Source organism: Planctopirus hydrillae (genome assembly GCF_001707835.1).
Classification (GTDB): Bacteria; Planctomycetota; Planctomycetia; order Planctomycetales; family Planctomycetaceae; genus Planctopirus; species Planctopirus hydrillae.
On record NZ_LYDR01000152.1, the window covers coordinates 217,628 to 231,473 of the forward strand.

9 protein-coding genes and 1 pseudogene are annotated in these 13,846 nt (G+C 53.7%); 5 read left to right on the plus strand and 5 right to left on the minus strand.

The annotated features are described in order from the left end of the window. Positions 1–15: 15 nt before the first annotated feature. From A6X21_RS19920 to A6X21_RS24445, 3 genes are all read right to left on the minus strand, one after another. Complete coding sequence (locus A6X21_RS19920) at positions 16–582, minus strand: IS5 family transposase (protein ID WP_110766498.1); 567 nt, start codon at positions 580–582, stop codon at positions 16–18. A 56-nt stretch (positions 583–638) separates the two neighbouring features. After that, positions 639–773, minus strand: a complete 135-nt coding sequence (locus A6X21_RS23865; protein WP_083233763.1) for a transposase — start codon at positions 771–773, stop codon at positions 639–641. A gap of 294 nt (positions 774–1,067) precedes the next feature. Continuing rightward, positions 1,068–1,646: a hypothetical protein gene (locus A6X21_RS24445; RefSeq protein WP_131818461.1), complete on the minus strand. Its 579-nt coding sequence runs from the start codon at positions 1,644–1,646 to the stop codon at positions 1,068–1,070. A gap of 500 nt (positions 1,647–2,146) precedes the next feature. Here A6X21_RS24445 and A6X21_RS25630 point away from each other — a divergent pair. From A6X21_RS25630 to A6X21_RS19950, 5 genes and pseudogenes are all read left to right on the plus strand, one after another. After that, a pseudogene (locus tag A6X21_RS25630) lies at positions 2,147–2,338 on the plus strand (hypothetical protein); the annotation flags it as partial. A gap of 55 nt (positions 2,339–2,393) precedes the next feature. Continuing rightward, positions 2,394–2,651: a hypothetical protein gene (locus tag A6X21_RS24855; protein ID WP_165603879.1), complete on the plus strand. Its 258-nt coding sequence runs from the start codon at positions 2,394–2,396 to the stop codon at positions 2,649–2,651. Positions 2,652–3,143: 492 nt separating this feature from the next. After that, on the plus strand, positions 3,144–5,645 hold the full coding sequence (locus tag A6X21_RS19935; protein WP_240490338.1) for a DUF1549 domain-containing protein: 2,502 nt from the start codon (positions 3,144–3,146) through the stop codon (positions 5,643–5,645). Between the two features lie 85 nt (positions 5,646–5,730). Beyond that, positions 5,731–7,188: a DUF1501 domain-containing protein gene (locus tag A6X21_RS19940; protein WP_068851699.1), complete on the plus strand. Its 1,458-nt coding sequence runs from the start codon at positions 5,731–5,733 to the stop codon at positions 7,186–7,188. Between the two features lie 1,005 nt (positions 7,189–8,193). Then, positions 8,194–9,264: a thioredoxin family protein gene (locus A6X21_RS19950; protein WP_165603880.1), complete on the plus strand. Its 1,071-nt coding sequence runs from the start codon at positions 8,194–8,196 to the stop codon at positions 9,262–9,264. Positions 9,265–9,831: 567 nt separating this feature from the next. Here A6X21_RS19950 and A6X21_RS19955 read toward each other — a convergent pair. Next, positions 9,832–11,640 (minus strand): hypothetical protein, encoded by a 1,809-nt coding sequence (locus A6X21_RS19955; RefSeq protein WP_131818462.1) that lies wholly within the window; start codon positions 11,638–11,640, stop codon positions 9,832–9,834. A 276-nt stretch (positions 11,641–11,916) separates the two neighbouring features. Continuing rightward, the gene (locus A6X21_RS19960; protein WP_068852305.1) at positions 11,917–13,677 is read right to left on the minus strand and encodes a GH3 auxin-responsive promoter family protein; all 1,761 of its coding nucleotides are present in this window, start codon (positions 13,675–13,677) and stop codon (positions 11,917–11,919) included. Between the last annotated feature and the right edge of the window lie 169 nt (positions 13,678–13,846).

Genomic DNA, 13,846 nt, shown 5'->3' on the forward strand with positions numbered 1-13,846 from the left:
AGGGTCTATGGACATTCAGAATGGCTTGGTTAACAGCGATGCGAGCCAGAGGAAGCCTGCGAAGTTTATGGACTTCTTTTCATAACGTGTGGCCACCCTGCGAAATCGCTTCAAAGCCCCAAAAAAACGTTCAATGATATTGCGGTGCCGGTAGCGCTCCTTGACACAACGTTTCTTCACCTTCCGGTTCCCCTTCGGTTTGATGCAGGCCTGCGCCCACATCCGCTTTACACGTAGCCGGATCGCGTCGCTGTCGTAGGCTGCGTCTGCCAAGACATGATTCGCGCAAAGACCTTCCAGCAGCTTTTCTCCTACAGGGGCATCGCCTGCATGGCCGGGAGTCAGTATCAACTTGAGAAGGCGGCCTCGACCATCCACAGCGGCGTGAACTTTCGTCGTTAATCCACTGGTCTTGCCATGAAGAGGACTGCGTCCCAGGCAGCGGCGCTCATCGGCCTCGACTTTTTTTCCCCGGCCTGACGGCGCCCCGTCGCAGCAACGGGATGAACTTTGACCGTGGTTGAGTCGATTTGGACTTCCTCCAGTTCTGGATCTTGCAGAGTCTGGGGAATCTTCTGTCATGTCCCTCTCTCGCACCAGCGGTCGTACCGCCTCCAAACCGAGTTATGTAAACCAAATTACTCGGAGAGATCGGCCCAGGAAATCCCGGTTTTGAGTACGAAAATCACACCTTCGACAAAGAGTCGATTGTCGGCCGCCGTACGACCGGGATCGCCAGCTTTGCCGGGGCAAAGTGGTTCGATGGCTTCCAAAGCTCATCAGAAAGTGCGTGTCGCTTGCGCATAATCCCCCTCCTCCTTGAGTGGTGTTATCCTCGCATAACCAACTCATCACCTGCAAGATCGAATGTCCATGCGGCCTAGGATTTTATTGCAGATATCATTGCTGTCGGGAGCTCCTCCTAACGGCTTATCTTTACAGTTTGCAGGGGCCGCAGTCTGGTGATTGTGACCAACAAGCCCTGTTACGAATCAGGCGATGGCTGGCAGATCGCTCCTGCCGCACCGGGGAAGGCTCTCGTAAATATTGTCTATGCAAAATGATGTTCAAAAACAAAATGGAACTGGGCGTCTCGCAGTTTTGGCAGCAACATCCACCACAAAAGAATCAGACTCTTCCACATAAACAATAAATGGACCATTCTCCCACAGCCATTTTTCAAGCAGATGCCATGCGCCATCTATGTTATGTTCGCAAATACAACGGTGGATTGAATCGTCATTTATGCCAAACATCTCTCGAAAAACAATTGTCGAATAGACTTTATGTGAAGTCGACATCCTAAGACGTACAAACAAGTCTCGGTAAACGCGATCAGGATAGTTTCTCAATACTTCGACCTTTTCCCTATCTGGAATAGTAGTCTTCCGAAAGCTACCTCGTTGTGCCGAAATGAGCAGCTTTGAAAGACTCGTGTTCTTTGATGAAACATCTGAAAGTGCCTTCGCAAGCTCCCAGTCCACCGCTTCGCCATCAGATTTTGTTTTCCGCGAAGACGATTCGCGGGTCATTGCACCACTAACAGCTTGTACTACCGCAGAGTCATATTTGCTATTTCCAGTACCAACAACATCGAGAATGTCGCTATACTTTACTCCCTTCTGGTAAGATAATCGCAAAAGCATGATTGCCTCGTCTTGGCTTGCACAATTGGCGAAGTCTGACACTATCGACGGATCTCGACTATTCACTGATTCCGAAGCTACCTGTGGTCTATTCAGGAATATGGAGCAGGATAGAGCCACACAAACTGTGGTTATGAATTTCCAGTTCATGATTCGTCCTTTACGCGTGTTCTCTAGAGGACGCAACTGGCGTCCACTCGAACCTCAATGTGATTATATCATATCTGCAAGTCACTCGGGGGAGTGCAGTTCCACCCATAAAAATGCCATCGATTTCTCGAGCTGTTGCGCCAATCACTGCAGGGCATTGCCCGGCAAATGCCTGGGCTGTAGAGTGTCCTACAACCCGACAAAAAATAAATATCCAAAGCACCCGGCAAATGGCACGGGATTTGCGCCGGGATGTGGAAGTACGACCTTCAACTCCTTCTGGAGCCGATCATGGATACTCATTTGCCGGATGTGATTTGTCAGTCTGTCATGAACACGCTTCCCGAGCAATGCCCGCCGGGACGCCCTCCAGTAATCTTTCGGGAGGTGGCAGGCCGCCAATTTCGCATGAAACTGTTCTCCGAGTCATCTGGTTCGTGCTCACCACCCGCTGCGGTCGGTGCAATCTGCCAGCAGGCATGGGCTGCTCTGGTGAGACCGCTCGGACACGACTGGCTCATTGGGAAGAACTGGGAATCTGGCAGCGAATGCATGCCAGCATTCTGGAACAACTTCACCGGAAACAGGGGTTGAATCTTGAAGTTGTCATCGTCGATTCCACGCAATTCCGGGCCTTTGGAGGCGGAGCGGACAGTGGCCCCAGCCCAGTCAATCGCCGGAAAACAGGCACTCCAGGGTCGCGGCATCATCCGCCACATTCGGCGCAGAAACACTGCTCATGGAAGTGGACTGGGAAAGGTTCGATGGGTGGTGGAACGTACCATCAGTTGGCTGGGCGGCCTTGGCCGATTCCGCATTCGCTACGACCGCGATCAGCAGATCATCCACGCCTGAAACCACCTGGCACTCGCAGCCCTCTGCTATCGCATACTGATGAGAAAGTCAGTCTAAACTCTTCAGCAGCAAAGCGATTTTTTGTCAGGATCTTAGTGGCCCTGCGGGGGAATTTCATCGCGGGAGGATGGTGCATTACGTCGGAACTTCATGCACCCTACAGTTCAAGATGTCGTGAGTGGTGGGAGATGGTCCGCATAGCGGACTCAGCGCGGGTGAATGATGAATGCCGTCGCTTACACTTCCGGCTCGTTGGGATCTTTTTCGAGTGTCCGTCGCTTATGCTTGGGGCTCGTTTTTTTTGGGGCGGGGATGGTGGGTTGCGCAAGGCCCTAAATCACCCTGCGTGGCTTGCCTCTTGGATTCCCACATCATCACAGTTACAGTGAATGGGCTCCTATCACGAAAGTCGATCCGACATTGAAGTTTTGTGCGACCAGCACAAAGTCTTGATTGTCGCGACATAACATGCCTGCCGAGTTCATCCATCCGATGTCGCACCATCCTGTTCGGAAAACTGTCACTCTCCTCATGCCTGGAAATGGCGTTCCGCCGGTACGCGGGTTGAGTTGGGTCTGCCTCGCACTCACCGTCTGGCTCTGCTGTGCATCGACGTCTGCGTTTGCTGAGGTTGACTTTGCCCATCAGATCGTGCCGATGCTCCGCAAACACTGCATTGAATGTCATTCCGGGACAAAAATCAGCGGTGGCCTTTCACTCAATGATCAGGCGTCGTTTCTTCAAGGTAGCGAAAACGGTCGAATCGTCGACTTCGCACAGCCGGATCAAAGCTTGATGCTCCATGTGGTCACGACGGACGACGCCGATGTCCGCATGCCTCCGAAAGGTCCGGGGCTCACCAAAGAAGAAGCGGCTCTGCTCCGCCAGTGGATCAAGGAGAAGGCTCCGTGGGAACCTGGTTTCGCCTTCACCAAGCCTGCTTATGAACCTCCTCTAAAGCCACGAAAGGTGGAATTGCCCCCTATTGTGAATGGCCGGGCTCATCCTATTGATCGTCTGGTTGATGCTGCATTTGACAGCAGGCAGATCGAGCGCCCAGCCGCGATTTCCGATGGTGAGTTTCTCCGCCGTGCCTCACTCGATCTGATTGGCTTGCTGCCGACGCCGGAAGAATATGCCGCGTTTATGGCTGATCATCATCCAGACAAGCGGACGCGGCTGATTCAATCGTTATTGAATCGAGATGTCGATTACACCGAGCATTGGCTCAGCTTCTGGAACGACTTACTGCGCAATGATTACAGCGGCACCGGTTTTATTACGGGGGGACGCAAACAGATCAGCCGGTGGCTCTATGAATCCCTCCTCAACAACCTGCCCTACGATCAATTGGCCAGCGAACTCATTGCACCACCCTCTGTGGAAAGCCGTGGTTACATTGATGGGATTACCTGGCGTGGAACAGTGAGTGCGGGTCAGACCGTCGAGATTCAATTTGCTCAAAGCGTGGGCCAGTCATTCCTGGGCATCAACTTGAAATGTGCTTCCTGCCACGACAGCTTCGTTGATCGCTGGAAACTGGATGAGGCCTATGGCCTGGCGGCCATTTACTCCACAAGACCTCTGGAGATCCATCGCTGCGACAAGCCCACAGGCCGCATGGCGAAGGCCTACTGGCCTTTTCCGGAACTTGGGCAAGTCGACCCTGCCGCACCGCGTGATGAACGGCTGAAACAACTGGCCAGCCTCATGACGCATCCGGAAAACGGGCGCTTCACGCGGACGATCGTCAATCGTTTATGGCATCGCCTGATGGGCCGTGGCATTGTTCACCCTCTCGATGCCATGCAGAGTGAGCCCGAGAACGCTGACCTGCTCGATTATCTGGCCAACCATCTGCAGGAGCATCAATACGATCTCAAGCAAACTCTGGAGTTCATTGCCACCTCGGAAATTTACCAGGCAAAAACCGAATCCGTTGCCGAAGAATCGCTGCAGGCGAGCTTCCGTGGCCCACGAGCCAGGCGCCTTTCTGCCGAGCAATTCGTGGATGCCGTCTGGCAGCTCACCGGCACTGCTCCCAGAAAACCCGATGCCAACGTCGTAAGGGGCAAACTCGATCCTGCTCTGCTGGAGGCCACAGCCCAGGCCATGTCCGCCGAATGGATCTGGGGAGACTCTGCGCTGGATGGCAAATCTCCACCAGCCAACGAAACGCTTGCCTTCCGCACGACCATCGACTTGCTCGAAATGCCTCACAAAGCAGCGGTGATCATTTCCTGCGATAACGAATACACCATGTATTTGAACGGCAAGAAGCTGGGCGAGGGCAAAAACTGGGAGATTCTCGGCGGCTATTCACTCACCTCTGCCCTCAAAACCAATCAACCGAACGAGCTGCTGGTCGTGGGGAAAAACGCGGGGGCAGGCAATAACCCCGCCGGCTTATTTGTCGAAGTGCAGATCGTTCAGAAAGATGGCAGACTGAAGCATTTTGGCAGTTCCCCTGCATGGGAATGGAGCCGGAATCTTCCAGATGCCAAAGGGAAATACGCTGAGCAGCCGACTGACTGGAAGCCAGCCGTCAAAGTTCCGGCGCTCGACGTCTGGACACAGCGTACGTTGCAGCCAGCCATCAACCGTCTCGTTGAACTCAATTTTGATCATGACCACATGGTCCGCAGCTCGCTGGTGAAAAGTGATTTTCTGATGCGTTCGCTGGGACGCCCGAATCGAGATCAGATTGTTTCCATGAGGCCGAACGAACTCACAACGCTGGAGGCGATCGATCTCTCGAACGGAGAAACACTGGCAACGGCTCTGGATCAAGGAGCCAAGTCACTCCTGGAGAAAGATTTTGCCACGACACCTGAACTGGTCAATTGGGTCTACTGCTACGCACTTTCCCGGCCGCCGACAGAAACAGAATTGGCAACCACTGTGGCGGCTCTGGGTGACGAACCCACCCGAGAGAACGTGGCCGACCTGCTCTGGGCGATTCTGATGCAACCTGAATTTTTCTATGTGAATTGATCCCACGATTTCCAATGACTTGAAATCAATCTCTTAGGAAGGCAACGGTTTCCCTTCGAGATCGCACCATACGAAAGATGGATAAATGGCTTTTGAGATTGATCCTTCAACGCCGCGGTCGATTCTCCGACGGGATTTTGTCAAAGCCTTGACGATGGCCGGTCTGGCTGCCATGGCCACGGGTGAACCACGAGTCGTGCGAGCCAATTCTGATGAGCCGCTGGTCCATCCGAAACCGACGGCCGATGCCTGCATTCTGCTGTGGATGGCCGGCGGTATGGCGGCTCCCGACACCTTTGACCCCAAACGCTACCGCCCTTTCGAAAAGGGGCTGGCCGTTGCGGAGATGCTCAGCACTTTCCCTGCGATCGATACCTCGATTGATGGTGTGCAGATTTGCGAAGGGCTGGAAAACATCGCGCAGATTCTCCATCGCGGGACGCTCATTCGCAGTGCTGTCCAACCCGATCTGGGGAGCATTCTCCATAGCCGCCATCAGTATCACTGGCACACGGGCTATGTCCCTCCCCAGACGGTGGCCTGCCCGCATTTAGGTTCATGGATGGCCAAGGTGCTTGGGCCGCGCAATCCCGTCATGCCCGCCTTCATCAATATCGGGCAGAGACTGGAAGGTGTTGGTGAAAGCGAAGAACTCAAGGCATTCACGACGGCGGGATTTTTTGGCAGTGAGTTCGGGCCGATGAACCTCCCGTTCCCTGAAGAAGCGGCTCAATCGGTCAAGCCGCCTCAGGGGATGACCAACGCGCGATTTGCCAATCGCGAGCGGCTTTACCGGCAGTTGATCGATAAAAATCCTCACCGCGATCAACTCAGCGATTATCAGCAGCAATCGATGCTTCGCAGCCTCGATAACGCCTACCGTCTGCTGAGTTCCAAAGAGCGGGAGGCGTTTGATATCACGCTCGAACCGAAAGAGGTTCAGGAAAAGTATAATACCGGTCGCTTTGGCCGAGGTTGCCTGTTGGCTCGCCGACTCATTGAAAATGGTGCACGGTTCGTGGAAGTCACGACCGAGTATGTTCCATTTCTGCATTGGGATACGCATGCGAATGGGCATGAAACCGTGGCCCGTATGCATCAGGAAATTGATCGCCCGATTGCCACGCTGGTTCAAGAACTGGATGAACGAGGTATGCTCGATCGCACGCTGGTGATTGTCGCCAGCGAGTTCAGTCGCGACGCCCTCATGGAAGGAAAACCTGGCTCAAACGCAGGGGATCAAGCCGCTTTCCGTGGCGACAATATCAGCGAAATGGCCCATTACGGCCTGCATCGACACTTCACTGGCGGCAGCAGCGTCCTGATGTTTGGCGGTGGCATGAAAAAAGCCTATGTCCATGGCCAGACGGCTGACGAACGCCCGCTGGTTGCTATCAAAGACCCTGTCTCAGTCACGGACTTACACGCCACAATCATGACGGCCATGGGCATCAGCCCGAAGACGGTTTATTCCATTGAAGGTCGACCATTTTATGTCACCGAAGATGGCAAAGGCCTGCCCGTAACGCAGCTATTCGCCTAACTGTCCCTGAGCTTCCGAGATCCTGAGGTAGGGCAGGCTCCTGCCTGCCTTCCTTCTGCCCAGCACCGTAACGTTTGCTCTGCGGACAATACAGTGCCCACCACCACTCGTGACATCTTCAATTGCAGGGTGCATGCCAATGCACCAATTCGAATTGGCAAAATTAAACCAGTGTCTTCCAAGGACTCCACGCACCCTACGTCCCATGTAGAACCCAAGTTGTCAACCGGGAGGTTCTACAGGCATCGCCGTATGATGCACGAAAGCTTCTTGTGCCTATCACTACGCAGACGTGCCTAGCCACGTCTGGGCCACACCGCCGGTAGTGGCACTTCGGGCGATAGTTTTTTCGTGCAAAGTGGCCCTGGCATGTTATTCTGTCAGGATACCGCTCCACTCAGGTGAGAGGCGGTGAGGCTTGTCGCTCCGAGCCGATTGATCCTCGTTGATCCTCTTAAGGATACTTGATCATGGTTATGGCGACCTCGTGGGAGCGGAAACGTTTGAGAATTCCTCAGCTGTTCGTGTTTCGGCGACTCTCTTTGTTTACGTCGAAAGTTCTGGTTGGCTTGGTTCTGTTCTTCTTGAGCACGCCCCGGATCTCAGCTTCTCCGCAAATCAATGGGGACGATCAGTCGCCGGTTCTTCAAAAACTGGAAATCAAGGTGTTGGCGGGTAGCCCGCCTGTTCCCGTGGCCCATGCGAGAGTTTGAGGTGCTTATCGGGCGATCGTTCCCGTTCACGCCGACTTTGATCAGCGAACGAACCGTGAGGGGATACTGGAGCGGGAGCGGTTGCCGCATGCATTAGTCGTCTACGCATCGAGTCCAGATGGCACACTCTCTGCCATCACCAAGCTGAGCGCGACGGATCACGATGTGCAAAATTGTGCTGAAGCCTACAAAGACAGTGACTGGAAAAATCCTGGATCGACAGACAAAGAAACCGGTTCCCCATGAGGAAGTTCTGTATGGGTATGATGTGTACACGAAAAGTTCTCCTCCCATGTTTCTGAAACGTACTTTTGGCGGCCGTGCCCCGACCGATGATAAAGGCTCTTTCACGATTGCTCAGTTGGTCTCAGATGAAGAGTATCATATAGCAGGTCACTTTAAAGCAGATGCCGAAACTCCTATCGGCCTGAAGGTGGCATTGACGAATGCTTCGACAAAGGCCTCGACGCAGGTCATCAATTTGGGGGTATTCTACAGGTCGCGGCTCCCCAAGGCTTCTGCGTATGATATGGTGATCAACAGCAGTTTTTCATCGACCCAGTCATTGGAACAGCGATTTCAAGAACGACTGAATGAATCACGGATTGGCCATTTACGGCCGCTCATCCTCATTGGCTCACCGACGGCAGTCTCCACGCAACCTTTCTTTGAGGCCCTTTACACGTCTCGGGAGTCCCGAGAGCTATATAACAGCTACTGGCTGATCGCTATCCCCACGACTGGCACTCAGGCCGCTGAAGCAGAGCGTTTTGTGGCTCAGAACAAGTTCACGTTTCCCAAGAAGGACGGTCTATGGATGGCGGTTCTCGATGAAAAGGGCGAGCGTCTGGCCGAAGCCACTGAAGAGTCTCTTTCGACTGATGGAAAAATCGATGCAGGGAAGGTTCTGACATTTCTAAAGCAAAACGCGCTGGATCCAAGCGATGCTCAACAAATGCTGGATTCAGCTCTGGCTCAAGCAAAACAGGAAAATAAACGCGTCTTCGTCATTGAAGGGGCGACCTGGTGCGGGCCGTGCTGGAAACTCAACAGCTTTCTCGACACCCAAAAAATACTCCTTGAGAAGGACTATATACTCTTAAAACTCGATCAGCGCCTCAGTGGAACGGAAGCAGTCATGAACAACCTGCGTCAGGGAGCAGAGAGTGGCATTCCGTGGTATGCCGTGCTCGATCATGACGGCCAGCCCATGACATCCTCTTTGAGGGAAGGGCACAACATAGGCTTTCCTTCCGATAAGGATGGCTACAGTCACTTTATCGACATGCTTGACCAAACCCGCCAACGCCTCACGCCTGAAGACCTGGTCGCTATTAAAACCGCCGTGGAGATCAAAAAGTAAATCTGTACGAGCTGTCGAAAGGCGGGTAGCGAATGAGTCGACCCGGAATATCGATTTGGTATTTCACACTCATGCGATCAATATTTGTGCTGATGGGGTCAGGTCGGGATGAGAGAGAATTGGTAGGCATCTGGTGTGCGATCAAGGGGCCGATCGGCTGCGAGATGTTCTCGATGGTTGACCTTCGATAGTCGATAGGCATGTAGCAGAGGTGTTTTTGAAGATACATCCACTGGGAAGACCCTTGCCTTGCTGTCTCTCGAAGAACGGGCGAGAGTCCCAGAGGGATTGCTACACAAGGAGGATCCGAGTTCACCACGAAGCTCACGAAGAGCACGAAGGTTGAGAGGGAAACGAGTGGGAGGTGGTTGTGTGTGGGGGCTACGAGAAGGTGTGAAGACGAGTGGATCGTGGGAGGAGCACTGCTGGGCAAGCCAGCAGCGGCACTTGGAAAAGTGAGTGCGGTGTCGATAATTTGGGCGGATATGAGTTGGACGTATATAAGTCAGGAAGGCAGGCGGGAGCCTGCCCTACATGACTAAATCAATCTGAACCCGGCTGAGTTGTTTAGAGTTCGTTGCCGAGTTGACTGCGGGCGATGAGGCGGCCGAAGAGTTTAACGAGGCCGTCGTCGAACTCGAGCTGGAGCTTCAGGGCATCGCCGCTGGGTTTCATGCGGAAGCGAACCTGGTGGCCAGTTCCTTTGAAGGCGATGGCCGATTCTTCTTTGAATGTTTCCACCGCTCGTCCTCGACGATCAATCAAATCGACCCACCGGGAAATTTCCGCAGTCACGAGAATCGGGGCTCGCTCTGGTCGAGTGGCATCGTCGGCTGGTTTCGCAGCCTCATCAATGGTCTTTCGCAAGGCGGCAATCGCTTGACCTTTGCTGGCCGCTGCAAACCAGATGGCTTCGGGAGTCGCGAGGAATGCGAGTTCTCCACCGTCTTCGCCATAGAGGCGTCGATTGGCACCATTGGGATCGAGAGTGGCTCGATGCACCGGAAAATCGTTGATGCGGGCGACATCGAGTTCGAGTTTCTGTAAGCGATCATTATCGGGTTGGCGGTCTTTGATCAACTGCACCAGTTTTTGAAGTGCGAGGGGAAACTCTTCGCCGCCGGGGAGACGAAAACCACCCACGACTTCGTATTGCGACCGTTCCGCGCCAATCATCTGGACGAAAACGTCGACAAGACCCGCCTGGGTTGATCTCTGAAGAGCGCCGAAAAGGGGTTGAAAGGCATCGATATCTGTCGGGGCGCCAGGTTTACCGGCAGCGATCGACTTTTCGATTTCCTTTTTGAGAACTTGTTCGGCTGTTGTCCAGACCTGCTGGAGCAGTGTCTGCTGTTCGGGTTCCAGAATGGTTGAGACACCGACAGTGAGTGTGGTTTCCCGATCGAGCAGGGCTCCAAATTGACTGTGACGACCAGGAAAGGCACTGAAGGCTTTGACGAGTTTACTTTCGGGAGTCCCGACGACTTCGAGCTCTATGGTGGCGACCATGGTTTCGCGATTGAGCCTGGCACCAATGGTGACTTCCTCGGCGTCGGAAACCATGCGCTCAAACTGCTTGATGACGGATTCGCCGCTGGCGCGCCTCAGGCGGTAACTCTCTGCGGGCTCGTTGTCTCTTTGCTGGAGGTCTGCTCGTAAAGTCGTTTTGGCGAATTCGAGAAAGACACTTTTTAGACCAATAGGAATGTTTTTGAGCAAACCACTGAAACTTGCATCATAACGGGTGGCGAAGGGTTCGCAGAGCGGGCCGGGATCGGGAAAGTTCCGATCAGCCTGCTCTGCTTCGCCGACCATGATGAGATAGTTGCCCCGACTGACAACATGAACGTTCGCGTTATCACCGAAGCTGACTTTCCAGCGATCAGCCGAGCCTTCGACTTTTTGAAATGTTCCGGGAGTGGGGGGCATGCTGCACATCCAGCCCAGGAACTCATCCACATTGGTGACGGGGATGAATGTGGCAGCCCACATGGGTTCCGTGAGGATGTCTCCGAGGTACATCATCATGCCCAGGGGGCGTGTTCTGTCGACGCCCTTGAGCTCTTTGAGATCGTTTTTGAGCCACATTTCCATGGCGGGGATCATGTCTGGGCGTTCGCACTTCTCGAATAACGTCCGGCCATGCTTTTCGAGAGTTTCCACATTGGCCACCTGGGAAAGCAGCAGTGGTTGATCAACACGTGCGGGCTTTTGTGGTGCATCCTGCGAAAAACCGGCTGTTGAAAACGTGCTGAAGAGGAGTATCAATCCCAGCAGCAAGCCATGGATTTGAAGTGGGCCCCGGAAAATCTTGCTGGGATTCGAAAAGCGACTGATGGATTGAGCGGACGCTTGGAGCGAGGCAATCGATTGCATGAGCCACCCTGGTAAATCGAGTCGAAAAGATGATGAAGTGCTGCTGAGCCATTGCTGATGAGAACGACCACCGACAAATGATGCCGTTTGAGCAGACTCGTGAAGAGTACCCAGAGGTGAGTCGGCAGGTTTCAGATGGTCTACTCGTAATCTGCGGCAGAATCCAGCAGGAAAACACTTCAAGCCATGCCTCAGGGGATGGGAGAGTCCCGAGGTTCTCAATCTGACCCGAGAAAGTGGTATTCAACAGGTTGAAGTCTGTAGATCGCCCTGAATTCACGAATGCTCGACACCGTGATGGGTGTGCATTCTGGCGGCGTGATCAACCGAGAGAAAATGCGGAGCGGCCACGCTCGCTTTGGAAAGGCCAGAGAGAGTCGCGATTTTCTCGCTGAAATCGAGATCTGGCACCAGGCAGGGATGTTTGTATTGTTCGAGCGAGCCACCTTTGCGCTGGAGTCGATCGTGGCGAAAGGCTTGCCATGTTCCCTGGGGCACTGTGATCACTTCGAGAGGTGCCAGCCTTTGAGATTCACGCTTGTCTCGATACTCGCAATTCGAGTTGATCAATTGACAATCGATGGCCTTCGCCAGCCGAGCGGCAGAGACCCCTTCAGCAAGCCTTTCTGTATGCAACCTGTAGTGAGGCGGAGCCCCCCAAACAGGAGCGACGGTAAAACAACCGACTTCACAATGAAGCTCTCGAGACGCATGATGGACGGCGTTTACGACCTGGGACTCGGCAAGCTTTTCACCGGTGAGATTCGAGATATGGGCTCCCTTGTGGAGAAACTCCAGCATGGGAGTTTGATGGTAAAACCCCGTGCATCTCACGACATCACGGATATCGTAACGATAAAGGCCGGAAGTCGTGGTGAGGAGGATGTAGTAATCCTGCCCCAGTTCGAGTTCATGAGCACCCAGAACGACCGGATTCGAGCGACCATACTCAGCTTCCGGAATGAATTCAAAGTAGTGCGTTCCGATATCCAGTACGCCGGAACTCGTTTCGTCTTCGAGAGGAATTGTCATGCGGCCTTCGCTGGCAGAAAGCCCGTGATCTCTTACAGGGACATTGCCATAAAGTTTTCGCATCGAAGGGAGATAATGCTTGACTGCGCCACCCGTCCACACAGCCAGAGCTTGCAGGTGCGGCCAGAAATCGCCGGGAGTTAGCTGCCCCGTCTGCTGAACGAGATTTTCGAGCCACTTCGCTCTGGATCTATTGGGGCGAAAGTGGCCCTTGGTAAAGACTGTTCGAAATTCTCCCGGGATCGACTGTGCATAATGAATTGTGCCGTCGTGGATATCGCGGATGAGAGTCTCTTTGTGTTCGTTGGCCAGTTGTGCCCATCGGATTAAAGTGCTCGGATTAGCAGTCGTAATCAACCCCACGTGTTCGTTAGCCATCGCGCATCGAAGGTTGATATAGCTCTTGGCCTCTGTGTCTCGAACTTTGGCAACTTCGGGTGGAATCGTATACATCGAGCGCACAATGCGGCTCTGCATACTCGTGACCAGTCCGCTGATGTTGCCGCAAGGCGTCCCGCCAGATGTGTGAAACTGTTCGTAGTCGCTGGTGAGCTGCACGATGTCGAGCCGATTGGCTTTTTCGTGGTCGTTGAAGAAACGAAGCCCCCAGATATTCCATCCGCGCCGGTAATCATCAAGAAATGGTTTTGTGATGGGAATAGACTTCGATTCAGCAGTCGTTCCGCTGCTCAATGCGAACATCAGGAGTGGATTGTTCGCCCCCAGCAGAGCAGACGTAAAACCCCGCTGGACCTGCTCTACGTAAGGCCTGACAAGTTCAAAATCTGAAACCGGGATCTGCAGTCGATAATCGTCCGGCGAAAGCGAAGCATTCAATCCATGCTGACGCGAGAACTCACTGGTCGCATTAAGTGCCAGAATTCTCGACAACGTCTCACGCTGAGTCCGATAGCACTGCTCGCAGCGAGAAAGATATTCGTCGGCAACCTGGCTCAATCGACGCCGGACGAGCTTGCCTCCAAGGTAACGCAACATCCTCAGCATACGAAAATTCCCAGAGTTTCCGGCCGTCGTGATTTCGCCCGCATCGATGAAGAAAACAGGCAATCAGTCCACTACTCTGGGTTATCGGTGCGAAAGAAAGGAGAGTTGAGAGGGCCCTGCCGGTTGGGAGGATTCTGCGGCAAAGAGCGCTCCCGCCAGCGATCTCCAG